The organism is Caballeronia sp. LZ016 (genome assembly GCF_031450805.1).
Classification (GTDB): Bacteria; Pseudomonadota; Gammaproteobacteria; order Burkholderiales; family Burkholderiaceae; genus Caballeronia.
Map to the genome: position 1 here is coordinate 827,908 of NZ_JARTVY010000002.1, position 23,829 is coordinate 851,736.

At 65.0% G+C, this 23,829-nt stretch carries 27 protein-coding genes; 10 read left to right on the forward strand and 17 right to left on the reverse strand.

Annotation, left to right across the window (positions count from 1 at the left end; all coding sequences use genetic code 11):
- The first annotated feature begins 37 nt into the window (after positions 1-37).
- The 4 genes from P9220_RS17305 to P9220_RS17320 all read left to right on the forward strand — a co-directional run bounded on the left by P9220_RS17305 (position 38) and on the right by P9220_RS17320 (position 2,994).
- Positions 38-1,033: a luciferase-like monooxygenase gene (locus P9220_RS17305; protein WP_309766239.1), complete on the forward strand. Its 996-nt coding sequence runs from the start codon at positions 38-40 to the stop codon at positions 1,031-1,033.
- 223 nt (positions 1,034-1,256) lie between these two features.
- Positions 1,257-1,502, forward strand: coding sequence for a hypothetical protein (locus P9220_RS17310; protein WP_309766240.1), 246 nt, complete (start codon positions 1,257-1,259; stop codon positions 1,500-1,502).
- A gap of 370 nt (positions 1,503-1,872) precedes the next feature.
- Positions 1,873-2,202, forward strand: coding sequence for an H-NS family nucleoid-associated regulatory protein (locus P9220_RS17315; RefSeq protein ID WP_309766241.1), 330 nt, complete (start codon positions 1,873-1,875; stop codon positions 2,200-2,202).
- A 387-nt stretch (positions 2,203-2,589) separates the two neighbouring features.
- Positions 2,590-2,994, forward strand: coding sequence for a helix-turn-helix domain-containing protein (locus tag P9220_RS17320; protein ID WP_309766242.1), 405 nt, complete (start codon positions 2,590-2,592; stop codon positions 2,992-2,994).
- Between the two features lie 49 nt (positions 2,995-3,043).
- Here the strand turns inward: P9220_RS17320 and rhaS are convergent, their stop codons facing one another.
- The 6 genes from rhaS to P9220_RS17350 form a co-directional block, all read right to left on the reverse strand.
- The gene (rhaS, locus tag P9220_RS17325) at positions 3,044-4,057 is read right to left on the reverse strand and encodes a rhamnose ABC transporter substrate-binding protein (RefSeq protein ID WP_309766243.1); all 1,014 of its coding nucleotides are present in this window, start codon (positions 4,055-4,057) and stop codon (positions 3,044-3,046) included.
- Positions 4,058-4,125: 68 nt separating this feature from the next.
- Complete coding sequence (locus tag P9220_RS17330) at positions 4,126-5,130, reverse strand: ABC transporter permease (protein ID WP_309766244.1); 1,005 nt, start codon at positions 5,128-5,130, stop codon at positions 4,126-4,128.
- Positions 5,123-6,163: an ABC transporter permease gene (locus tag P9220_RS17335; RefSeq protein WP_404980293.1), complete on the reverse strand. Its 1,041-nt coding sequence runs from the start codon at positions 6,161-6,163 to the stop codon at positions 5,123-5,125. Before P9220_RS17335 ends, P9220_RS17330 begins: the two co-directional genes overlap by 8 nt.
- Positions 6,163-7,677 (reverse strand): sugar ABC transporter ATP-binding protein, encoded by a 1,515-nt coding sequence (locus P9220_RS17340; protein ID WP_309766245.1) that lies wholly within the window; start codon positions 7,675-7,677, stop codon positions 6,163-6,165. The genes P9220_RS17335 and P9220_RS17340 overlap by 1 nt, the downstream gene beginning before the upstream one ends.
- Positions 7,678-7,682: 5 nt before the next feature.
- On the reverse strand, positions 7,683-8,573 hold the full coding sequence (locus P9220_RS17345) for an amidohydrolase family protein (RefSeq protein ID WP_309766246.1): 891 nt from the start codon (positions 8,571-8,573) through the stop codon (positions 7,683-7,685).
- A gap of 25 nt (positions 8,574-8,598) precedes the next feature.
- A complete protein-coding gene (locus P9220_RS17350) occupies positions 8,599-8,913 on the reverse strand; it encodes an L-rhamnose mutarotase (RefSeq protein WP_309766247.1) in 315 nt (104 codons plus the stop codon).
- 185 nt (positions 8,914-9,098) lie between these two features.
- On the opposite strand from P9220_RS17350, the gene P9220_RS17355 reads away from it, so the two are divergent.
- A complete protein-coding gene (locus tag P9220_RS17355) occupies positions 9,099-10,055 on the forward strand; it encodes a LysR family transcriptional regulator (protein WP_309766248.1) in 957 nt (318 codons plus the stop codon).
- Here the strand turns inward: P9220_RS17355 and P9220_RS17360 are convergent.
- From P9220_RS17360 to P9220_RS17380, 5 genes are all read right to left on the reverse strand, one after another.
- Entirely contained in the window at positions 10,042-10,824 is a 783-nt protein-coding gene (locus P9220_RS17360; protein ID WP_309766249.1) for an SDR family NAD(P)-dependent oxidoreductase, read from the reverse strand. The two genes, P9220_RS17355 and P9220_RS17360, sit on opposite strands and share 14 nt — an antisense overlap.
- Positions 10,825-10,834: 10 nt before the next feature.
- Positions 10,835-12,013: an L-rhamnonate dehydratase gene (gene rhmD, locus P9220_RS17365; protein WP_309766250.1), complete on the reverse strand. Its 1,179-nt coding sequence runs from the start codon at positions 12,011-12,013 to the stop codon at positions 10,835-10,837.
- A gap of 17 nt (positions 12,014-12,030) precedes the next feature.
- Entirely contained in the window at positions 12,031-13,350 is a 1,320-nt protein-coding gene (locus P9220_RS17370) for an MFS transporter (RefSeq protein ID WP_309766251.1), read from the reverse strand.
- Between the two features lie 25 nt (positions 13,351-13,375).
- Positions 13,376-14,137 carry an SDR family NAD(P)-dependent oxidoreductase gene (locus tag P9220_RS17375; protein WP_309766252.1) on the reverse strand — a complete coding sequence of 254 codons (762 nt, stop codon included), beginning with the start codon at positions 14,135-14,137 and terminating at the stop codon, positions 13,376-13,378.
- Positions 14,138-14,260: 123 nt separating this feature from the next.
- Complete coding sequence (locus P9220_RS17380; protein ID WP_309766253.1) at positions 14,261-14,419, reverse strand: hypothetical protein; 159 nt, start codon at positions 14,417-14,419, stop codon at positions 14,261-14,263.
- Between the two features lie 201 nt (positions 14,420-14,620).
- Between P9220_RS17380 and P9220_RS17385 the strand changes: the two genes are divergently transcribed.
- Both P9220_RS17385 and P9220_RS17390 read left to right on the forward strand, forming a co-directional pair.
- On the forward strand, positions 14,621-14,869 hold the full coding sequence (locus tag P9220_RS17385; RefSeq protein ID WP_309766254.1) for a hypothetical protein: 249 nt from the start codon (positions 14,621-14,623) through the stop codon (positions 14,867-14,869).
- Positions 14,870-14,947: 78 nt separating this feature from the next.
- On the forward strand, positions 14,948-15,151 hold the full coding sequence (locus tag P9220_RS17390; RefSeq protein WP_040052162.1) for a cold-shock protein: 204 nt from the start codon (positions 14,948-14,950) through the stop codon (positions 15,149-15,151).
- Positions 15,152-15,209: 58 nt separating this feature from the next.
- On the opposite strand, the gene P9220_RS17395 is transcribed toward P9220_RS17390, so the two are convergent.
- Positions 15,210-15,728: a DUF6622 family protein gene (locus P9220_RS17395; protein ID WP_309766255.1), complete on the reverse strand. Its 519-nt coding sequence runs from the start codon at positions 15,726-15,728 to the stop codon at positions 15,210-15,212.
- A gap of 158 nt (positions 15,729-15,886) precedes the next feature.
- Here P9220_RS17395 and P9220_RS17400 point away from each other — a divergent pair, with 158 nt between their 5' ends.
- On the forward strand, positions 15,887-16,564 hold the full coding sequence (locus P9220_RS17400; RefSeq protein ID WP_309766257.1) for a TetR/AcrR family transcriptional regulator: 678 nt from the start codon (positions 15,887-15,889) through the stop codon (positions 16,562-16,564).
- A 189-nt stretch (positions 16,565-16,753) separates the two neighbouring features.
- Positions 16,754-17,608 carry a helix-turn-helix domain-containing protein gene (locus P9220_RS17405; protein WP_309766259.1) on the forward strand — a complete coding sequence of 285 codons (855 nt, stop codon included), beginning with the start codon at positions 16,754-16,756 and terminating at the stop codon, positions 17,606-17,608.
- An 18-nt stretch (positions 17,609-17,626) separates the two neighbouring features.
- On the opposite strand, the gene P9220_RS17410 is transcribed toward P9220_RS17405, so the two are convergent.
- From P9220_RS17410 to P9220_RS17420, 3 genes are all read right to left on the reverse strand, one after another.
- Positions 17,627-19,471 (reverse strand): ATP-binding protein, encoded by a 1,845-nt coding sequence (locus P9220_RS17410; RefSeq protein WP_309766260.1) that lies wholly within the window; start codon positions 19,469-19,471, stop codon positions 17,627-17,629.
- 44 nt (positions 19,472-19,515) lie between these two features.
- A complete protein-coding gene (locus tag P9220_RS17415; RefSeq protein WP_309766262.1) occupies positions 19,516-21,153 on the reverse strand; it encodes an ATP-dependent helicase in 1,638 nt (545 codons plus the stop codon).
- A 66-nt stretch (positions 21,154-21,219) separates the two neighbouring features.
- Entirely contained in the window at positions 21,220-21,891 is a 672-nt protein-coding gene (locus P9220_RS17420; RefSeq protein WP_309766807.1) for a glutathione S-transferase, read from the reverse strand.
- Positions 21,892-21,956: 65 nt separating this feature from the next.
- Here P9220_RS17420 and P9220_RS17425 point away from each other — a divergent pair, with 65 nt between their 5' ends.
- The gene (locus P9220_RS17425) at positions 21,957-22,127 is read left to right on the forward strand and encodes a hypothetical protein (protein WP_167569274.1); all 171 of its coding nucleotides are present in this window, start codon (positions 21,957-21,959) and stop codon (positions 22,125-22,127) included.
- A gap of 44 nt (positions 22,128-22,171) precedes the next feature.
- Here the strand turns inward: P9220_RS17425 and P9220_RS17430 are convergent, their stop codons facing one another.
- Positions 22,172-22,582 (reverse strand): response regulator, encoded by a 411-nt coding sequence (locus P9220_RS17430; RefSeq protein ID WP_309766267.1) that lies wholly within the window; start codon positions 22,580-22,582, stop codon positions 22,172-22,174.
- Positions 22,583-22,952: 370 nt separating this feature from the next.
- Positions 22,953-23,699 carry an AraC family transcriptional regulator gene (locus P9220_RS17435; protein ID WP_309766808.1) on the reverse strand — a complete coding sequence of 249 codons (747 nt, stop codon included), beginning with the start codon at positions 23,697-23,699 and terminating at the stop codon, positions 22,953-22,955.
- Positions 23,700-23,829: the final 130 nt, after the last annotated feature.

The following is a 23,829-nucleotide window of genomic DNA, read 5'->3' on the forward strand; positions in this document are numbered from 1 at the left end:
CGCGAATTGCCACGTCACCGAAAGCCAACAATCCGCAATGATCCCCTTCTCGCTGCTCGACCTTTCGCCCATCCCGCTCGGCTCGACCGCCGCCGATGCCTTCGCTCATTCGCTCGATCTCGCGCAGCACGCCGAACGCTGGGGTTACCTGCGCTACTGGCTCGCGGAGCATCACAACATGACGGGCATCGCCAGTGCGGCGACGTCGGTGGTGATCGGCCATATCGCGGCCGGCACGAAGACGATTCGCGTCGGCTCGGGCGGCATCATGCTGCCGAATCACGCGCCGCTCGTCATCGCCGAACAGTTCGGCACGCTGGCCTCGCTGTTTCCGGGGCGCATCGACCTGGGGCTGGGCCGCGCGCCGGGCACGGACCAGACCACTGCGCGGGCGCTGCGTCGCGACCTGCAGGGCAGCGCGGACTCGTTCCCGGACGATGTCGTCGAGCTGCAACGCTTTTTCGCCGATCCCGTCGAAGGTCAGCGCGTGCGCGCGGTGCCGGGCGCCGGCCTCCATGTGCCGATCTGGCTGCTCGGCTCGTCGCTGTTTTCGGCGCAGCTCGCCGCCGCGCTCGGGCTGCCGTTCGCGTTCGCGTCCCATTTCGCCCCGGACTATCTGCTGACGGCGCTGGACGTCTACCGCTCCCAGTTCCGTCCTTCGGCGACGCTCAAGAAGCCTTACGCGATGGTCGGCGTCAACGTCTTCGCCGCCGATACCACCGAGGAGGCGCGCTTCCTGTTCACGTCGCTCGAGCAGCAGTTCGTCAATCTGCGGCGTGGCACGCCGGGGCAACTGCCGCCGCCCGTCGAGTCGATCGCGTGGTCGCCGGCGGAGCGCGCGGGCGTCGAGCACTCGCTCGCGTGCTCGGTCGTGGGGAATCGCGCGGATGTCGAGGCGGGGCTGCGCTCGGTCATCGATCAGACGCGCGCGGACGAACTCATCGTGACGGCGCAGATTTTCGACCACAAGGCGCGTCTGCGCTCGTTCGAAATCACCGCCGAAGCGCGGGACGCCATCGGCGCGAACGCCTGAATCCCGCGCCCGGACACGACGGCAAAACGCCCCATGCTGGACGCGCGCGCTTTTGACAGGCAATAATGAGATGCCGGAGCCGCACCGCCGCCGCATGGACCGCGCGCTTCGCGTCTGCCTTACCCGCCAAGCATCTCCCTGAAGCGCGCACGCTGTCCCTGCGCGCGGCCGGACGATGCGGCGGACAACAACAACGATGTCGCAAGAGGGAGGAAGAATGTCGATGCCGAAAAGCGCTGCCACCGGAGCCATGACGCTCCTGACCGAATACGATGAGGCGAGCGGCCAGGAAGTGCGTTCGCTGCGGCTCGAACCCGCCGCGGACGGCAAGGCCGTCCTGCTCATCGAAATCGACGAGCGCAAACCCGGGATTCATCGTGAAGTGCGTTATGAGATTACGCCCGCGGAACTCATTGCCGCCATTCGCGCGCACGGCGCGGAATTACCGGGAGAGCAGCATACCCGTTAAAACTTTTTTAATAATGGCCGCGCGCAGCATACAATAGAGTTCAAAGCGAGGTTGCCGCCATGCGGCGCGAGCCTCGTGTTCCACGGATCATGGCCGTTTTCGGCTTATGCGGCGTGACTTCCCGCGCGCACGCCCGTCGCGCGTCCGTCACGGTGATCCCTGAACTGGCGTTATCTGCAATCGGCCGGGTGCCGGCTATTCAGGCAACGACCGGCGGATTAAAGCAGCCTTGCGGTAAATACACTAATTGACGCGCGGCAGGCGCTGCGCCACGCTTGTATTAAATATAACTTCAGGCCATCGAACCGCCCCGGTCCGCGCGGAGCATCGGTTCGTCTTCTGCAAATCAAAAAGCTGAATCAGGAAAGCCGTGGACGAAAGAAAGCGAGATAGCATCATTGCGTATTTGCGCAGCCGTATGGCCGAATTCGGCATCACCGAAAGCGCATTGGCCGAAGCATTAGCCGAAGCGTCGGAACCGCCCCCGCCGCCGCCCATGCTCACGAAAACCAACGGAGCAAATGGCGCGCAGAAACCCAGACGGGCGATGCCGCAACTCCCCATCATGCCGCAAAGCCACGGCGATCAGCCGGTGTTCCGCAACGCCAGTGGCGACACCTGGGACGGCGTCGGCGATATGCCCGAATGGCTCAAACGCGCGGTGCATGCAGGACAGGACATCGAGTTTTACCGCGTCTGAGGCGATGCCTCTCACGTCGCCCGTGAAGCGCGCGAAATCGATTCGCGCGGCGTTACGCATCGCGTATCGCAGGGCCGTCGTGCCATAGGCAATTCGCTGCCGTTTATCAAGTTCAAAAATTTTCGGCGATGCATCGCCATCGTGCCGGAAACGGTTTATTGCTCTCCTCTGAAGCCGGCGGGCGGAATGCCGCCGCGCATCGACTTCGTCGAGTCGTCCGAACGCCCACGGTCGAGAGGAGCCACGCATGAATGCACAGGCACGCCGCGAGCTCACCCCCGATGCGCATCCATCACTGCCGGCGCGAACGCCGGCCGGCGATCGCGCTTCGGGCTGTCGCGCCTGAGCCGCGGTGCGCGGGCTCCACTGATCCGCGAGGGGCGAGCCATGCATTCCCGCTCCGACTCGCTGCCGAGCGTCGTGCGCCGCATGACGGCGGGCCGCATGCTGCTCGAAGGCGTATCGGTGGAACAGGTGGCGGACGAGCTGCATCTGTCGTTGCAGACGGTGCGCCGCTACAAGGCGATGGTGTCGGAAGGCGGCCTCGACGCGCTCGCCAAAATGGGCGTCGGCGGGCGGGCATCGGTGCTGGATCAGGATGCGCTCGGCTGGATCGCGACGGCGCTGCAGGGCTCGGCGCGCGACCACGGCTTCGAAAGCGATGCGTGGACGAACGCGCGCTTGCGCGAGGTGATCGAACGGCGCTACGGCGTGCGCTACTCGCGCGTCTATGTCTGGCAGATCGCGACGAATCTCGGGCTCGCGCATGTGCTGTCCAAGTCGCGGCGTTGATGCCGAGGCGAAGCGCGGCGTCGCGCCGGCGCTCCGCCATCAGTAGCACTCAGAAGTTGAAGCGGTCGATGTTGCTCGCATCGAACGTCGTGGGCGGGCCGAGAATCACTTCGCCGCTCTTGCCGACGGTGCGCTTGCCGAGCTTGCCGGCATCAAAGGAATCGCCTTCCTTGCCGGTGATGGTCCCGGACGCGAGATTCGCCGCAGCGAACGCGGCCAGATAGCCCAACTGGCCCGGGTCCCACAACTGGAACGCGGTGACGGTGCCGTTCTTCACGAACGCACGCATCTGGTTAGGCGTGCCGAGCCCGGTGACGACGACCTTGCCCTTCGCCGGCGATGTCGAGATATAGCGTGCCGCCGCCGCGATCCCCACCGATGTCGGCGCGACGATGCCCTTCAGGTTCGGATACGCCTGCAACAAGCCTTGCGTTTCGACGAACGACTTCTGATCGTCGTCGTTGCCGTAGGCGATCTTGACGAGCTTCAGCTTCGCATACTCGGGCTTCTTCAACTCGTCCTGCATCCACTTGATCCAGGTGTTCTGATTCGTCGCGTTCGGCGTCGCGGAGAGAATCGCGAACTCGCCCTCGCCGCCGACGAGCTTCGACAGCAGTTGAATCTGCCCGCGCCCGATCGCCTCCGAATCCGCCTGATTGACGAAGATCTGACGTCCGTCGGGCGCGGTGTCGGAATCGAACGTGACGACCTTGATGCCTTGCGACATCGCTTTTTTCAGATACGGCACGACCGCGTTCGCATCGTTGGCCGCGATCACGATCGCGTTCTGACGCTGCGTGATCAGCGTGTTGATGTAGCTCACCTGCGACGACGCCCCCGCATCCGACGGGCCGACGACCTTGCCCTCGCCCTTGAACTCCTTGATCGCGGCCATTCCGCCATCGTCGGCGATGACTTCGTAAGGATTGTTGATCTGCTTCGGCAGGAACGCGATCTTGAGGCCGCTCTTCACTTCGGCGGCGCTCGCCGTCAGCGCGACGCTTGCCGCGAGCAGGGCCGCCGCGAGCATCGGGGCGCGCATGAGTCGGTATGGTGTCTTCATGTCGAAAAGTCTCCTGTCATTCGTCATTACGCAGGACTGCGCGGGTTATCAACGGGCGCGGCACGCCTTCAGGGCAACTGCGCCATCAGGCGCTTCTCGCGCGCCGCCCGCCAGCGCGCGACGAGATTCGGTATCAGCACGGACGACAGCAGCAGCGCGCCCGTCACGATCGTTAGCGTTTCGCTCGATACGTCCGCGAGCGTCAGCGCGTTGCGCAGCACGCCGATGATCACGAGCGACAACAGCACGCCGATCATCGAGCCGCGTCCGCCGAAGATGCTCACGCCGCCGAACAGCACCGCCGCGATCACGGAAAGCTCGAAGCCCTCGCCGTTGTCGCCGCGCGCGCTCGTGAAGCGCAGCGTATAGACGACGCCCGCCAGCGCGGCCATCGCGCCGGAAATCATGAAAAGCCGGAGTTTCGTCTTCGCGACGTCGATGCCCGAGAACTGCGCGGCCGTCGGGTTCGCGCCGATCGCATAGAGGCTGCGGCCGAACGGCGTCGCTTGCAGAAGGACCGTGAAGACGATCGCGCCCGCGATGACGAGCACGAACGGCATCGGCAGAAACGTACCGGCGACGGTCTCGATGCCGAACGCCGTGTACGACGCGGGGAAATCCGCGATTGCCTGATCGCCGAGCAGCACGTAAGCCAGCCCGCGAAAGAGCGCCAGCGTGCCGATGGTGACCGCGAGCGACGGCAGGCCGAAGCGCACGATCACGAGCCCGTTGAGCAGTCCCGCGAGCGTGCCGAACGCGAGCACGATGACGATGACGAGCGGCATCGGCAAGCCCATGTGCCACAGCACGCCCATCAGCGCGCTCGATGCGCCGAGCACCGACGCCACCGACAAGTCGATCTCCGCGGCGACGATCACGAGCGTCATCGGCAAGGCGATCAGCGCGATCTCGGTGAAATCCGCCAGCATGTTCGAGAGATTCGCGGACGAGAGGAACATCGGCGACAGCATGCGTCCGGCCGCGAGCGAGACCACGAGCACGACGACGAGCATCGCTTCCCACTGCACGTGACGGCGCTTCGCCGTGGACAAAGCGGAATCGGGCTTAGCCATGATCGCGTTTCCTCATCATGCGGCGCGCGACGGAACGCGCGAGCAAGGTATCGAGCGTGATCGCCGCGACGATCAGCGCGCCCTGAATCGCCTGTTGCCAGAACGGCGACACGCGCAGCACCACGAGGGCGATGTTGATGACGCCGAGCACGAGCGCGCCGAGCGTCGCCCCGGCGATGGTGCCGACGCCGCCCGTGATCGCGACGCTGCCGACGACCGCCGCCGCGACCACCTGCAACTCGATGCCCTTGGCCGTGCTGGCGTCGACGGTGCCGAAGCGCGCGAGCCACAGCACGCCCGCAAGCCCCGCTATCGCGCCGGACAACAGGAAGCCGATCATCACGCGGCGATCCACGCGGATGCCCGCGAGCCGCGCCGCTTCGGGATTCGAGCCGATCGCATAGTGCTCGCGCCCGCCGCGATACTGCTTCAGATACACCGACAGCGCGACCAGCACGGCGAGCGCGATCAACACGAGATTCGGCACGCCGAACAGCGCGCCGGTCGCGATCGCGGCGAACGCATCGGGCAGGCTCGTCGCGTTGATTTGTCCGCCGTGAACCCAGGCATAGTCCGCGCCGCGCACGATGTACAGCGTCGACAGCGTGGCGACGAGCGACGGCACGCGCCCGAAGGTGACGAGCGCGCCGTTGACTGCGCCTATGGCCAGGCCGACGCCGACGCCCGCGACCATCGCGACGAGCACGGGCATCTGCGGGAACATCACGAAGAGACTGCCGACCGCATACGCGCTCACGCCGACGATCGACGCGACCGACAGATCGATGTGCCGCATCAGCATCACGATGGTCATGCCCGCCGTCAGCAAGCCGATGATCGACACATTGAGCAATACGTCGCGCAGGTTTTGCAGATTCAGGAAGTCGGGCTTGACGGCGGCCGTCGCGCCGACGAGCACGAGCAGCACGATGAAGAGCGTCAGTTCGCGGCTCTTCGCGATGGATACGGCGAGGCTGTCGCGCTTCGTTTCGGCGGGCGGCATCGCGGGCATGGCCGGAGAGTGTCTCGTCATCATGCTGCGTGCCCCATCGAGGGCGACGCGCCCAGCGCCGCGCTCATCACCCGCTCCTCGTTCGCCTCGGCGCGCGCGATGTCCGCGCTGATGCGGCCTTCGTGCATCACCAGCACGCGATCCGCCATGCCGAGCACTTCCGGCAATTCGCTCGAAATCATCAACACGGCCATGCCCTCCTTCACCAGTTCGGCCAACGTGCGATACACCTCCGCCTTCGCGCCCACGTCGATGCCGCGCGTCGGCTCATCGATGATCAGCACCTTCGGGTTCGTCGCCAGCCACTTGCCGAGCACGACCTTCTGCTGATTGCCGCCCGACAGCGTGCCGACGGGCGCATCGAGATCGCTGGCTTTGAGGCGCAGGCGCTTGCCCCAGTCGGCGGCGAGCGTCGATTCGCTTCGCGCCGAGATGAGGCCGTGACGCATCAATCGGCCGAGCACGGTGAGCGATGCGTTGCGTGCAATCGACAGCTCCATCGCGAGTCCTTGCGCGCGGCGGTCTTCCGGCACGAGCGCGAGGCCCGCGCGCACCGCCGCCGCTGGCTTGCCCAACGCGAGCTTGCTTCCGGCGACGACGACCTCGCCGCCATCGACCGGATCGATGCCGAAGATCGCGCGCGCGACTTCGCTGCGTCCCGCGCCGACGAGACCCGCGAGCGCGACGATCTCGCCCGCGCGGACATCGAAGGAAACGTTTCTGAACACGCCCTCGCGCGTGAGGTTGCGCACCGCGAGCCGCACGTCGCCGGGCCTGACGTCGGCTTTCGGATAGAACGTGTCGAGATCGCGGCCGACCATCCGGCTCACGATCGCGTCGATGGTCATGTCGGCGGTGAGCGCGTCGTGGACCTTCATGCCGTCGCGCATGATCGTCATGCGCTGCGTGAGCGCGAAGACTTCGTCGAGCCGATGCGTGATGAAGAGGATCGCGACATCGCGCTCTTTCAGCGCGCGCACGATGGCGAAGAGGCGCTCGACTTCGGGCAGCGACAACGCGGCGGTCGGCTCGTCCATGATCAGCACGTTCGCATCGAGCGACAGCGCCTTCGCGATCTCGACGACCTGCTGGTCCGCAATCGACAGCCCGCGTACGAGCCTCTGCGCGCGCAGGTTCACGCCGAGCGATGCGAGCAGCGCGTCCACTTCGCGATGCATCTCGTCGTAGCGAATGCGCCCGAGCCGGTCGCGCGGCTGGCGGCCCATGTAGATGTTCTCCGCGATCGACAGGTCCGCGAACAGCGTCGGCTCCTGATAGATGACGGCGATGCCTGCATCGCGCGCTTCGGCGGGAGTCGCGAAGCGGCGCGCGGCGCCGTCGACGAGCAACTCGCCCGCATCGGGCCGATACACGCCCGCGAGCAGTTTCACGAGCGTCGACTTGCCCGCGCCGTTCTCACCGAGCAGCGCATGCACTTCGCCGGGAAAGAGTTGCAGGCTGCCATCGCCGAGCGCGCGCACGCGGCCGAACGCCTTGCTCGCGTGCCTCAGTTCGAGTCTGGGGGTCATCGCCATGTCTCCTAGATGCGATAGATGCGCTCGGCGTTGCGCACGAAAAGCGCGTCTTTCTCGCTCTCGCTCGCATCGGCGACGATGCGCGCATACGCGTTCCATATCGCCGTGTACGAGCCGAAGAGCCGGTCGACCGGAAAGTTCGATGCGAACATGGCGCGCTCGCAGCCGAACGTATCGATGGTTTCGAGCACGTAAGGACGGAAGCTCTCGATGGTCCAGTCGTGATCGAACATCGCGAGGCCACTGATCTTGACCGCGACGTTCGGGCACGCGGCCAGCGTCCGCATCCCTTCACGCCACGCGCGATACCCCGAAGGCGATGCGCGATCCACGAACATGCCCGCGTGATTGACGATGAATTGCGTGCCCGGATGCTCGCGGGCGAGCGCCGCCGCATCGCTCATCTGCGATGGATACAGTTGCAGATCGAACGACAGGCCATGACGTTCGAGCAGCGCGAAATGCCGGCGCCATTGCGGCTCGTGCATGTAATGGCGTCCGACATAGTCGTAGAGCGGATCGTCGTGCACGTTCAGGATCTGGCGAATGCCTCTCGTGTTCGCGAACGCCGCGTGCGCTTCGAGCACTTGCGGCGCGTTGTCTGCCGATAAATCCGCGCCCGCCACGATGCCGTCGGGCATGCCGCGCCCTTCTCCATCGGCGATGCCTTGCAGCCAGCGCGTTTCCTCCACCGGATCGGCGGGGTCGTGATTCGCATCGACATGCACGACTTTCAGCACGGCGACGCTGCCCGCATCGCGCAGCAGGTCGCGCATCAAGTAGTCGTGCTTCAGCTCGCGCGCATCGCCCACGAACGATGTTTGCGGATTCGCGAGCCACGGATAGTGATGCGTGGAAAGGTCCCACAAGTGGATATGCGGATCGACGACCTGCATGATGGTTCCTCGTGAGCGATGCGCTTCAGGGAAGGTGAAACACCGGCACGAGCGGTACCGCGACGGGCGCGTGATCCGCGTGCGTGTCCATCAGTTCCGCCATGTAGTCCCACCATTTGCGCATGATCGGCAGCGTGGGCAGCGCATCGACCGTATGCGAAGCCGTGCGCTGATAGACGGCGAACAGATGCCCCGTCGCTTCGTCGAGAAAGATGCGGTAATCGCGGATGCCTGCGGCGCGCAGGGCATCGGCCAGTTCGGGCCATAACTCGCGATGGCGCCGTTCGTATTCCTCGCGCATGCCGGGCTTCAGGGTCATGCGCAATGCCACTGTCTCCATGGCGGCCCGCCTTCTTATGTTTGTGCGCCTTCACGTGTGTCGAGGCGCGTTGTGCTGCGACTATAATTCGCCGACCGATAACACGACAATTCGAAAGCAGGATTGGCCGATCGCAAAAGCGTATCGCACGAGTCGGCTTATCTTCTATACGTTGCTGCGTTGCGTTGCATCATCCGGACAGCCAAATGAATCAGAACGTCTCCCAGATATCGCTCGTCAACCGCCTCAAATTCAAGCACCTCGCGCTGCTCGTCGCGCTGGACGACACGCGCAATCTTCATCAGGCCGCCGACACCGTCAACGTCGCGCAGCCGAGCGCGAGCCGGATGCTCGCGGACATCGAGGAAGCATTCGGCTTTCTGCTCTTCGAGCGCAACGCGCGCGGCATGCATCCGACGCCGCTTGGCACCGCCGCGCTCGCCTACGCGCGGCGCTCGCTCGCGGATCTCACGCGCTTCGCCGACGATCTCGACAACAAGCGGCGCGGCGGCCACGGCCAGTTGACCGTCGGCGCGATCATGGGCGCCGCGCCCGACGTGCTCGCGATGGCCGTCACCGAACTGAAGTCCGAGCGCCCGCTCCTGAACGTGCGCATTCTCGGCGAAACCAGCGATCAGGTCGTGCAGCTGCTGCATCGGCGCGAAGTGGATCTCGCGCTCGGCCGGCTGACCACGCCCCTGCAACACAACGACTTCGACTTCGAGCCGCTCGCACGCGAAGCCATGCGCCTCGTCGTGCGCGCGACGCATCCGCTTGCGGCGAAGACATCGCTCGCGCTCGATACGCTCGTCGGCTGGCCGTGGATTCTTCAGCCGATCACGAGCCCCGCGCGCGGCCTCTTCGAAGAGGAGCTCGCGCGCGCGGGACTCACGACGCCCGCCGATATCGTCGAATGCGCGTCCATCTTCGCCACCTTGCAACTGCTGCAGAACAGCGACGCCGTCGCCATGCTCCCCGAGTCCGTCGTGCGCGACTACCTGCGCGCGGGATTGCTTGCGGAACTGCCGATCGAGATCGGCAAGAGCTTGTCGGGTTTCGGCCTCTTGCGACGCAAATCCGAAACGCTGAGCGAGCCGGCCGAATACTTCATCGCGCTGCTTCGAAAGTACTCGGCGGCGTCGCTTGCGCTCACTGCAGGTTGACGAACAAGCCGCCGTCCACCAGCAGCGATGCGCCCGTCACATAGCGCGCCCGGTCGGAGGCGAGAAACACCACGCATTGCGCGACATCGTCGGGTGCGCCGAGGCGTCCTAGCGGAATGCGCTTCTCCATGTAGGCGCGCTTGTCCGCATCGGACAGGTCGCCGGCGTTCAGGTCCGTCGCGATGGTGCCGGGCATCACCGAATTGCAGCGGATGCCGTCAGGCCCGAGCGCAATCGCGCACGACTGCATCAGCGAATGCACGCCCGCCTTGGTCGGCGTGTAGTGCGTCTGCATGCCGCCGCCGACAAGCGCGCTGATCGAACTCGTCGCGACGATCGCGCCGCCCGTGCCTTGCGACTTCATCTGGTTCGCGACCGCTTGCGTCACATAGAACGCGCCGTTCAGATTCACCGCGACCGTGGTTTCATACACCGATGGCGGCATGTCGAGAAACGCGTGGAACGGACAGATGCCCGCGTTGCTCGACAGCACGTCCACGCGCCCGAACGCGTCCACGGTGCGCCGCACCAGTTCGATGCCCGTCTCGCGTTCGGCGACATTGCCTTCGACCGCAATCGCGCGCCGCCCGAGCGCCTCGATCTCGCCGACGATCGATTCCACCGCCGATGCCTTGCCGTAAGACTGATCGTTGTCGCGCCAGTAGTTGATCGCCACGTTCGCGCCTTCGCGCGCGCTGGCGAGCGCGATCGCCCGGCCGATGCCGCGCGAGCCGCCCGTCACGATCACGACCTTGTTTTCGAGCAGCATGAGCGCCTCGTCAGTGGGTGTAAGGGCGCGTGAGCGCGCATTCCGGATTGAGCCGCACGCCGAAGCCCGGCGTCTCCGGCACCTTCATGCGGCCGTTGACGGGCACGGGCTCGTCGAGCAGCAAGGGGTTGAACATCGGCACGACTTCGTCGGCTTTCGGGGCCATCATCAGGAACTCCGCGAACGGCGAGTTGTGCCGCGTCACGACGAAGTGATAGCTGTACACCGACGATCCGTGCGGCACGACGAGCACGTTATGCGCATCGGCGAGCGCCGATATCTTGATCAGCTCCGTGATGCCGCCGCACCAGCCGACGTCCGGCTGCACGAGGTCCGCGCAGCCCATTTCGAAAAGCATGCGAAAACCCCAGCGCGTCGCTTCGTGTTCGCCCGTCGTCACCATCATGCCGCGCGGCACGGAACGGCGCAGTTCGGCGTAGCCCCAATAGTCGTCGGGCGGAAGTGTTTCTTCGAGCCACTTCAGGCCGTATTCGTGGGCCGCCGTGGCGAGACGCTTCGCGTAGTTCAGGTCGAGCGACATCCAGCAATCGAACATCAGCCAGAAGTCGTCGCCGACTTTCGCGCGCATGTCGGCGAGCTTCGCGATGTTCGCGGCCAGCCCTTCCTCGCCTTCCGCCGGGCCGTGCTGCAACGGCATCTTGCCGCCGATGAAGCCCATCTCCTTCGCCAGATCGGGACGCGCGCCGGTCGCGTAGAACTGCAGTTCGTCGCGCACCGGGCCGCCGAGCAACTGGAACACCGGCTCCTCGCGCACCTTCGCGAGCAAGTCCCACAGCGCGAGATCGACACCCGATATGGCATTGAGCACGATGCCCTTGCGCCCGTAATAGAGCGTCGCGTTGTACATCTGGTCCCACATCTTTTCGATGTCCGTCACGCGCTGCCCTTCGAGGAATCGCGCGAGATGCTTCTCGACGATGAACGCGCCGATCTCGCCGCCCGTCGTCACTGCGAAGCCGACGGTGCCGTCGCTCGCTTCGATCTCGACGACGAGCGAACCGAGCACGTTCAGCCCGAACGACTGCCGGCTCTTCCGATACTCCGGGTAACGCGCCATCGGCGTCGCGACGTGATCGTCGATCCAGTGGTCGGCGCCCTGGTCGTGGTAATCGGCGCCGCCGCCGCGGACGGTAAAGGCGCGCACGTGCTTGATGGTCGGCATGGACATCGTTTGTCTCCTTCTGATCAGGATGCGTTGGCGGCCTTGCCGCCCGGAATCGGATGACGCTGCGGCACGCGCACCAGCGCGACGATGACGAGCGCGGCCAGCACGCTCGCCGCGCCGAGCACGGCCAGACCGGCGCTCGTCGAATGGAACGCGGCTTCGGCGGCGGTGCGGGCCATCGGCGCGAAGAATCCGCCGAGTCCGCCGAGCGAGTTGATGAGCGCGATGCCGGCGGCGGCCGCTGCGCCCGTCAGGTAGCGCGTGGGGAAGGTCCAGAAAAGCGGCTGCGCGGCGATGAATCCGCTCGCGGCGCAACACAGCGCGATCAGCGAAACGACCGGCGTGTTCGCGATGCCCGACACGGCGATCGCCACACCGGACATCACGAGCAGCGCGACGGCGCAGCTTCGGTGCTTCGACGTGCGATCCGCATAGCGCGGGACGATCCACGTGACGACGACCGCCGCGATCCACGGCAGCGCGGTCACGAGCCCGACCCGAAAGCCGACCTTCGTGCCGAGCAGCGCCGAGACCTGTTGAGGCAGGTAGAACACGACGCCATACACCGCCGCCTGGATCAGGAAGTACACGCAGCACAGCACGAGCACGCGTGGATCGACGAGCGCGGCGAGCACGCTCTTCGGTCCGTGCGACGACGCCTGGCGCGAGTCATCCGCGAGACGCGCGACGAGCAGTGCGCGCTGTTCCTGCGTGAGCCATCGTGCGCGAGCCGGGTCGTCGTCGAGAAACCAGAACGCCCACGCCCCGACGACCGACGCGAGCAGTCCTTCCACGAGAAAGAGCCACTGCCAGCCCTTGAGCCCGAACATGCCGTGCAGATCGAGCAGCAGCCCCGAAAGCGGCGCACCGAAGATAAACGCGAGCGGCGCGCCGAAATAGAAGACGCCGAGCGCCCGCGCACGCGATGCTTGCGGAAACCAGCGCGTCAGGTAATAGACGATGCCGGGAAAGAAGCCGGCCTCCGCCACGCCGAGGAGAAAGCGCAGCGCATAGAAGGTGGTCGCGGAATGCGCGAAAGCCATCGCCGCCGAAACGATGCCCCACGTGACCATGATGCGGCACATCCACAGCTTCGCGCCCACGCGATGCAGCAGCAGGTTGCTCGGCACTTCGAAGATGGCGTAGCCGACGAAGAACACGCCTGCGCCGAACGCGAACGCGGCGTTCGTGAGCCCGGTGTCCTGTTGCAGCGCCTTCTGCGCGAAGCCGATGTTCGCGCGGTCGAGGAACGCCAGCACGTACATCAGCAAGAGGAACGGCAGCAGACGGCGCATCACGCGAGACGTGACCGCCCCTTCCGCCGATGCGGAATGTTCCATGTCTCTCTCCGGTGAACCGTGCGGATCAGTAAGTCGCGCGTCCGCCCGACAGATCGAACACCGCGCCCGTGCTGAACGCGCAGTCCTCTGACGAGAGCCAGAGAATGAGCGATGCCGCTTCCTCCGGCATCAGGAAGCGGTTCATCGGGATCTTGGAGAGCATGTAGTCGATGTGCTGCTGCGACATCGAATCGAAGATTTCGGTTTTGGCGGCAGCCGGCGTGACTGCGTTGACGAGAACGTTTTTACCCGCCAGTTCCTTGCCGAGCGATTTGGTGAGGCCGATCAGCCCGGCTTTCGACGCGCTGTAATGCGAGGCGTTCGGATTGCCTTCCTTGCCCGCGATCGACGCGATGTTGACGATGCGCCCATAGCCCGCCTTCAGCATGTGCGGCACGACGGCCCGGCACGTGAGGAACGGCCCGATCAGATTGACGTCGATCACGCGCCGCCACACGTCGGGGGCGAGTTCCCACGTCGTGCCGTTGCCGCCCGTGATGCCCGCGTTGTTCACGAGCACGTCGATTCTCCCGTGCGCGGCGAGCGTCTTCTGCACGGCGGCTTCGACGGAGGCTTCATCGGTCAGTTCGACGACGGCGTCGCTGACGATGCGCTCCTTGTTCTTCGATGCGAGTTCCCCGCTCGTGCGCTGCAGCCGCTCGGCGTCGAGATCCCACAGCGCGACGTTCGCGCCCGACGCCAGCGCGCGCTCTGCAACCGCGAGGCCGATGCCCCGCGCACCACCGGTGATGACGACACTGCGGCCTGCCAGATCGATACGGTTCATGCCCTGTCTCCTGTCGTTGTTCTGCATCGGCTACGTGCCGTGACAACGCACTATAGACCGGGAGCAATAACGCAACAATTCGAAAGGGCGATCGTTCGATAGCGAAACCGGATCGGACCGCCGTCAGCGACGCCGTACCTTGAGGCGACGTGGCACCTGCGGAACGAGCAGGGCTGGCGGTTTCGGAAGACGGGCGTCGTGAAAAACCTTGTCGGCGAAGAGCGAAAAGGCAAAAAGCGCAGCGATGCCGACGGGACACAAAAGAAGAAGCGCGACGAACATAAAAATCTCCAATGCATGTTGCATCGCAGTATAAAACGGTAACTTCGTTTAATTGACAGCCAAGTCGACAATACTTCTTTCAACAAAGTGAATCGAAAGTTCGAATTCTTTCGATGGACGGCGTGCACGTGCCCGTCAGGCACAGGCGTTGCTCTAAGCGACGCACCGCTGAATCACAGCGACTTTATCGACCAAAAAAGCATGTTCAAACCAAAAGCCTGTACCGCGACCTGTGTTCTCGACGGCATGCCCGTCACCCTGACTTACTTTCCCGACACCACGTTGCTCCGAATCACCGATGCCAGCACCGGCCGATGCGTGCGCGAAACGCGCTGGCCCGCGCCGTGGCGCACGCTCCTCGCGACCTTGCGCGAATTCAGCGGACGCGATTCGGACAGCCAGCTCGCCACCCTGCTCGACGAAATGCCCGAAGAAGCCGCAATGGCGTGACGCGCACGTCGAACAAACTGAAATCGATCCATCACGCGGGGACATCCCCCGCTCAACGCTGCAGAAGAAGAGGAAGCAATGGCAACTGGCACTGTGAAATGGTTCAACGACACGAAGGGCTTCGGTTTCATCAAGCCGGATGACGGCACGCCCGACGTGTTCGCGCATTTCTCGGAAATCCGCGCGGACGGCTATAAGTCGCTGCAGGAGAATCAAAAGGTGTTGTTCGAAGTGCGCCAGGGCCCGAAAGGTCTGCAGGCCGCGAACATTCAGCCGCAGTAATCGGCCGCACCAAACAGAAGCCGTGAGGGCGAAAACCCTCACGGCTTTTTTTCGACGGTCAGGCGCGGTCCAGGGCGGGCGCTGCCGCCGGACGCAACGCCAGCCAGTAGATCAGGAAACGCCCCGCGAATATCCCGGCAACCACGCCCGACACGAGTCCGTTCAGCACGACGAACATCGAGTCGACGCCTACCGATGCGCTCGTCGCCAGTTCGACGCCGATCCAGAACTTGGACGCGAACGTCACGAGAATCAGCGCAAGCGGCACGACCGATCCCGTCAGCGTCACCGTCCGCCGAACGCGATCGACGCTCAGTCCGCTCGCCCTCGCCTGCACCACGCCAGCGCCGGTGCCGAGGAGCCCGCCGACGAACCACATCAGCGCCGTCTCGGCCCCTGCGGCCGGCCCCGTCAAGACGTGCAACAGGCCCCATCCGGCGAATAAAGCCGGAACGATAGCCAGTTTCGAGAGCGGCGCCGTGCCGCCCTTCATCGCCTTCAGGCCGCGCGAAACCAGCACTGCCAGAAGAATCCAGACCCAGACCGGCGTTCCCGACACAATCGCTGCGAAAGACATGATCGTTCTCCATGAATGATGCGGTAAATGGTTCGCCGGCTCTGCGCCTTCGCGTCGCCGGTCAATCTTTACGTTGGAAAGATTTTGACTTTGCAACGACCGTGCGTCAACATAAATTTACATTGTAAAGATTGATCGGCTCACGACTTTCCATTCCTATGCAGAATTCTCCTGTTGCGCGCAAACGCGGCCGTCCCGCGATCAAATCGACGCCGCACCCCTACCACCACGGGTCGTTGCCCGACGCGTTGCTGCACGCCGCCGAAGCGGTGCTCCGGCGTGACGGCCTGCGGGGACTGACGCTGCGCGCCATCGCGCGCGAAGCGGGGGTATCGCACACGGCGCCTCAGCATCATTTCGGCGATACCGCCGGCGTGCTCAGCGAGCTTGCCGCGAGCGGGCATCGGCGGCTGGCGCAGTTCATGGCGCATCGCGCGGCCGCAGCCGGCGAGGACCGCGAGCGGCAACACGCCATTGCACACGGCTACATCGATTTCGCCGTCGAGAATCCCGACCTGTTCCGCCTGATGTCCCGCAATGAGTTGCTCGACACGAACCGTCCGTCACTGGTCGAGGCGCGGCGGATGTCGGCGCGCGGCCTGGCGGGCGTCTTCGAGACCGCATCCGCCGATGAGCCTGTGACACATGTCGATGAAGGCACGAGCGCGTTCGGCCAGACCGCACGCGCGCAGGCCATCGCGATGGCGTCCGCCTGGGCTTATGTGCACGGCCTGGCCTCGCTGCTGATCGACAAGCGTCTCGACGGTCTCGCCGCCGCTACCGGCGCATTCGGGACGCCGCGCGAACTCGTCGATGCGGTCATCGACGACCTGTGATCGCTCGCAGTGCGCGGCAGCGTACGCCATCGACTGTCAGCGGCGCGTAATATCGGAGGTCTGGCCGTTTCGCTTTTTCAGGCAGGATGCGTCGACGTTTACAATCAGCGTTTACTGCGCATCGGCCGCGTGCCCGCGATGCGCCCCGGCGCCACTTCGCGCCGCCACCTACAGCACTCGCCTGGCAGCATGGTCACTGAAACGTCATCTTCAGAATCGCTCGCCGTCGCCGAGCGCGTGCGCGAGCTCATGAGCCGTCACGGCATCGGCAAACGGCAGCAGACAGCCGAGTTGTGCCGCATTCTGGACCTCAGCTTTTCGCAGGGGCACAGAAAATTGCGCGGCAACAGTCCGTGGACGATCGCGCAGATTCGCCGCGTCGCCGACGCCTTCGACGAACCCGCGCTCAAGCTCTTCGACGCCATCGACGCGCGCCCGGACGACACCGAAGGCGCGCCGCACGACGCCGTGCTTAAGCTCGGTGTGGTCGAGATTCCGTGCACCGCGTGGATCGGCAATGCGCTCGAGCCCGGCACGCGGCCGGATTTCATCACGCAGAAGGTCAACGGCCGCTGGGTCGTGACGCGTCACGAAGGCGTGCTGCTGCAGGAAGCCTGCGACGTCCACAAGATCGAAATCCTCCCGCGCCGCGCGGATACGGACAAGCCGATCATCGCCGTGGTCGACGACGATCACGCGTCCGCCGACAACCTCCACGACTATCTGGAGATGACCGGCTTCACCGCGATGGCCTTCTACGGCCTCGACGCGTTTCTCGACGCGCTCCAGTCGCAGGTGTTCGATGCGGTGGTCATCGACTGGCTGTTCGGCGCGCATACGTCCGCGGGCGCGATCAAGGCGGTGCGCGAGTCGGACAACCCCGATGCGCCGGTGTTCGTCCTGACGGGCGAACTGATGACGGGCAAGGCGAGCGAGTCGGAGATCAGCCAGATCATCCGCGATTACAACGTCACGTGCTTCGAGAAACCCGCGCGGCTCGGCATTCTCGTCGCGGATCTGTCCAAGCGGCTGCTGCGCGCCTGAGACCGCACGCGCGGCGCATCAGGCCGCGCGCCGCCGCGCTGTCGCCGCGCGATGCACGGCAGCCTTCAGCACTTCGTATCGCACGGGCTTGAGCAGATAGTCGAAGAACAGCACCGACGCGCTCGGGTCCACGAGTTCCGGCACGTATGCGCTCACCGCGATGATCGGCACGCTGCCGCCCGGCGCGGTGCGCGCGCGATATTCATTCGCGAACGAATACCCGTCCTTGCCCGGCATGTGCAGGTCCGCGAGGATCACGTCGGCGTCATAGGCGCGCAGCCAGGCGAGCGCGCTGTCGACATCCGGCACGGCGACGGCCCAGTAGCCCAGATGCGTGAGCATCTCGATCAGCGATTCGCGGATCGCCTCGTGATCGTCGATGACGAGCACGCGCGACTTGCGCGAGCCGGGCGCATCGGCATGGTATTCGCCGGGCTCGGGCATCCGTTCGACCGCCACCGCCGGCAAGCTCACGCGGAACGCCGCGCCCTCGCCCACTTCGCTCGATACCTCGATGCTCCCGCCGAGCAGTTCGACGAGTCCGCGCACGACCGCGAGGCCCATGCCGGCGCCGTCGAAACGCCGCGTGCTGGACGAGTCCAGTTGCGTGAACTCCTGAAAGATCAGCGGCAACTGCTCTCGCGCAATGCCCGGGCCGGTGTCCTTGACGGTGATGTCGAGGCGCTTGTCCGAGCGCGCGAAATGCACGTCGATGGAACCGGTATCCGTGTACTTGATTGCGTTGGTGACGAGATTCGTCACGATCTGCCGCACGCGATGCGGGTCCGATTCGAGCGGCCCGCGCTTGCCCACGTAGTCGCCGTGCAAGTGCAGGCCTTTGGCGGTCGCGGCGGGCGCGTTTGCATCCACGATGGATTCGAGCAGATCCACCGGATCGAACACGGCCATGCGCAGTTCGAGCTTGCCCGCGCCGAGGCGCGCGTAGTCAGTGAGATCGCGCATCTGTGCTTCGAGATGACGCGCACCGGTCTCCAGCCGCTGGATGATCTTGCGGTCCGCCTCGTTGCGCAGGTTGAGCCCGAGCAGTTCGATCGACGACACGATGGCGTGCAGCGGCGTGCGCAGTTCGTGGCTGATCATGCCGAGAAAGGTGTCCTTCGCGACGCCCGCCTCGCGCGCCGCTCGCGTCGCCTGATGCTCGGCGGCGAGCGCGGCGCGTTGCTGTTCGATCAGCCGCGTGCGCCGGTAGCCGTTGAAAAGAAGCAGTGAAGTCGCCCCCGCCGACAGCAGGCCGAGCAGGATGCCGCTATAGATCAGATACCGGCGCTTCGCCTGGAAGTCGTAGCGGATCGCCTCGTGCTCGGCGGCGTCCATGAGCCGCCGGCCGCTCGCGAGTTCCGAAACGGCGGGCGCGTTCTGCCGCAGCACGCCAATGATGCGCAACGTGCGCTGCCGTTCGCCGCTGATGTTCTGCACGTCGAATTCGATGGAACCGAGCGCCGTGCGCAGCTGCCGCAGAATCTCGTCCTGACGCGCGAGCAGCGCTTCGTGTCCTTCGGGCGTGTGCGCGTTATCGGAGGCGTCGTTCAGGCGTCCTAGCAGCCGCGCATAGCTTTCGCGCACGGCGTCGCCGTCTTCGTCGATGCCATTGCGAAAGAGCAGCACCTGCGTCTCGAACCGCTCATACGCGATCTGCAACTGCGCGGCGTCCCAGTAGAGCCCTTCGTAGGGCATCACGAGATGATGCGTCTCGCGCGCGACGAGCCCGGAATACACCATGTAGCCGACGACGCCGAACGGCGGCGCCACCGCGAGCGCGAGCATCACGGCATACCAGAGCCGGCGCAGCCACGGACGCGCAGTCGGCGTGCGAAGCGGAGAGTCGGTGCGGGTGATGGCCATATGCGATCGTTGCGGGCGTCGCGTGCTATATGCGGATCAGCCGATCAGCCGAGCGCGTCGATGTCGCGCGCCGCGCGCTCGGACGCGACCACGATCAGCTTCATCGTCGCGCGCGTCGCGCCCACGAAGACCTTGCGCGCGGCCTGATCGTCGAGGACATCGAAATCGACTTCGGTCAGAATCACGCACGGCGCGGATTGCCCCTTGAAGCGATAGATCGATTCGAGCAGCACGTCGCCTTCCCGATACTCCGGATTGCCGAAGAGATCGTACGTGCCGGTGAACGCGCGCAGCCGATGCGGTCCGAGATGATCGACGGCCGTCAGCGCCGAACCCTCGCGCCCGCGAAACGACAGCACGGCGATGTCCTGCTTGCGGAAGCCGAGCGACAGCGCATGCGTGATCGCCCGCTTGGTCGCTTCGATGACTTCCTCCGGATGGCCGTCCTCGTAAGTGGACACGGTGACATCCGAGCCATCGAACGGACTGCCCGAATCGACCCGCACGTTCGGCCCGACGATCTTGCGGATGAACCCGAGCACGTCGCGCGGACTGCGATAGTTCGTGCTTTCGCGCAGGATCGTCCAGCCGGGCAGCGCAACCGGCTCGCGCAGATAGAGGTTTTGCATCGGGTCTTCGAGCCACCACCACGCGCCGTCCGGATTGAGCAGCCGTTCCAGCGATTCGACCCACGCCGCATGAAAATCCTGGCCCTCGTCGACGATCAGCACATCCGTCTTCCAGTGGTCCGGGACCGGCACGGCGGCGAAGCGCTCCTCGAGCGTCGTGAAGACGTTGGGCTGGCTGAAATCGGGCGGACTGCCGGCATCGCGCGCGACCGCCGCGCTCAGCTGATGGTAGTTCGCGATCTTCGCTTCCTTCGGCGCAATCGCGCGGATATGGTCCGCGAGCGGCCGGTTGAAGCAGACGTACAGCACGCTCTTGCCGGCGGCGAGCGCATCGCGCATGACGCGCACGGCCAGTTGTGTCTTGCCCGCGCCCGCGGTGGCGATCACGCGCAGACGGAACGGCTCGAATTCGAGCCGGCGCGCCCACGTCGCGAGACCGCCCGACAGACGCGTGACGAGCGTATTGGCCGCGCCGACGAGCGCGTTCGTATCGGGCGTGAGCGAGAGTTCATCCGCGAGAAAGTGATGGATGCGCGCGGCGGCTTCGAAGCGCGGCTCGTCGGGCGGAAGGATCTCCAGCACGACGCGCGCGAGTTGCGCCTTGCGGCTCGCATCGACGATTCGCCCGGGCGGCACGCCTGCGATCGCCGCGTCCTTCACCGTGTAGTCCGGGCAATACAGCAGCTCCTCGATGCGATACGTCCCCGCCCCGAACGCCGCGGTGAAGCGCCGATGCAGGTTCTCCAGCGTGCGCGCAAGCTGAATGGCGACATTGCGCTCCTTCTGCAGATAAACCTTGACGAGCCCCGCGCTGGTTTCACGCAGGAAGCCGGCTTTCATCTCGATCATCAGCACGCGGCCGGACGGCGCGACGACGACGAAATCCGCTTCGCCGAAGACGGAGAAGCCTTCGTTGATGCGCGTCCAGTGAACGCCGTGATAGACCGTGTAGTCGTCGGGCAGTCTTTCGAGCAGCGTGAGCGTTTCCAGTTCGCGCGCGGCGGCGCCGGTCGCTTCGAGGTTCTTCCAGTCGTCGGGAACGATTCGGGCCATGCGTTACCTTTGGCGTGAGGATCAGGCGTCGCGTGCGCCTGCTGTGCGCCTCATTGTACGCAAGCGTCAATCCGCGTAGTCGTATCGGCCGCCGCGTTCGAGTGCGCGTCGATACGCCGGCCGCGCGTGGATACGTTCGAGGAACGCGCGGATATGCGGCAGGTGCTTCGCGCCCGCGCGCTGGCTGGCCGCTTCGAGCGGGAAGCTCATCTGCACGTCGGCGGCGGTGAACGTATCGCCCGTGAACCACGGTAATTTCGCGAGTTCGCTGTCGATGTAGCCGAAATGCAGCTTCAGCTGGGGATCGATGAAGCTCGACTGCAGCGTTCGCGCGATGCGCCTTGCAATCGGCCTGGCGAAGAACGGCATCTTCGCGTTCGCGATGCGCGATGCGACGAGCTTGAGCAACAGCGGCGGCATCGCCGATCCTTCCGCGTAGTGCATCCAGTAGTTGTAGCGCACGCGTTCCGGCGACGCGCCATGCGGCGGAGCGAAGCGTCCTTCGCCGTAGCGGTCGACGAGATAGTCGATGATCGCGCCCGACTCCGCGATGGTCAGCGGGCCGTCGGTGATGACGGGCGACTTGCCGAGCGGGTGCACCGCGCGCAATTCGGGCGGCGCGAGCATCGTGCGGGGATCGCGTTCGTACCGCTTGAGTTCATACTCGACGCCGAGTTCTTCGAGCATCCACAGCACCCGTTGCGACCGCGAATTGTTGAGGTGATGGATGGTCAGCATGACGGTACGCATCTTGCAGATAGTGTTTCCATCAACACGTCGAACCCAAGCAAAAGGAGAACTCGATGACGCTCATCATTTACCTCGTGGGCTGGCTCATTTTTATCGGCGGAGTGTCGTGGGCGCTCGTCGCCATGCACGTGGCGCAGCACACAATCGCCATTGTTGCCGTCATCCTGCTCGGAATCGCCGTGATCACGGGCGCCACGCGGGCGCGCAACCGCGACCGTTCCTGATCGCCACGCGCCACGCGCTGCCATGCGCGGCGCGTGGCCCGGCATCAGGCCGCGACGCGCGCGTTGAGCGCATCCTGAATCAGCGTGACGAGTTCATCGGGATGCGCGGGCTTCGTCATGAAGTGCTGAAAGCCTTCGCCGATGCTTCGTAATCGATATTCGTCGCCGTCATGCCCCGTCAGCGCGATGGCGACGGAAGGCGGCAGATTCCCGCGTATCTCGTGGTCGCGCAAACGTTGAATGAGGTAGAAACCGTCCATTCCCGGAAGGTCGAGATCGCAGATCACTGCATCGGGCAGCACGCGGGTCGCGGTTTCCGCGCCGTCTTCGGCGTCGGCCACGGCGATGACATCGGCCCCTTCTTCTTCCAGCAACATCTGCAGTGAAGCTCTGCTTTCGGGATCGTCTTCGATGAGTACGATCCGCGTATGCCCCAGTCTTGCAACTTCGCTCATGATTTTGTTTTCGACTGCCAAAAACGGAATTCTCGCGCACGGTCTCCACGGCTCGCCGCTTCGTCTGATCCGTCTACCTTGCGCTCGTGCGCTTTCGTTGACAGAAAAACGTGGCAGGAATTCCGAACGCACCGTGTTTTTTTGCCGCGCGTGCGCCGGTGCGGAACGTCTCGCGGTGTCCAGGGAGCGCCGCCCGACAAGGACGGCCGCCGTAGCCCGGCAGATGACAACGAGCAATATCCGGACCGGCGAGAAGCGCTGCCGTGTCGGCGCCGCTCCAGGCGGCGTGCGCGGTTTCGGTGAATTCTTCCCGCTTCTCATCGAGGAGCACGACCGTGTAATTTCGTCGTACGCGCGCCCTTCTTTCTCGTCAGACGTTCGCAAGGCTCGCCGTGTCCGCCCGCGCTGGCGCTGATTGCAACAGGGTCCGGTACTCCGTCGGCGTGATGCCCACGGTCGCCTTGAACTGACGGGTGAACGCGCTGTGATCGGTGTATCCGCACAACGCGGCCACATCCGTGACCTTGTCGTGGGTGACGAGCAGCGCCGTCGCGGCATCGAGCCGGGTCTTGAGCAGCACTTGTCGCGGCGTCAGATGAAAAACCTTGTGAAAGTAGCGTTCGAGCTGCGCGATCGACATGTTCGCCATCCGCGCGAGATCGCGCATGTTGAGCGGCTGCACGTAATTTTCCTGAATATGCTGGACGACCGCCGCGAGCCGGCTATACGCCGGATGCGTGCTCTCGGCGGCTTGCAGGTCGCGCGAAATTCCGGCAAGTCCGACGATGGTCCCTTGAGTGTCATAGAGCGGCTGCTTGCAGGTCATGCACCAGCCCGGCTCGCGTCCGGGATACAGATGCAGTTCGAGCTGATCGATCAGTTGCACGCCCTGCGCGATGATCGCCTGATCCTGCGCCGTATAGATGCGCCCGAAGCGGCGCGGGAACACGTCTTCCGCCGTCCTGCCGAGGAGCGCGGTCTTGTCGTCCTTGTGGCCGCAACGACGCGCGAGCGTGCGGTTGACCATCGCGTAGCGCGCGTCGCGGTCCTTCACGAAGAAGACGATGTCGGGCATCGCGTCGAATACCGGCGCGAGCAGCGCGAAATGCGAGAGCATGTCGCGCAGCGTCGAAGGCGGCGGCGCCGGTAGCTCCGGTGCATCGGCCCTCGCCGCGCCAGGCGAAGCGTGTCCGGCAATCAGGCCTTGCGTGCTCATCGTGCGTTCGCGGGTCGTCATTTTTGGGACG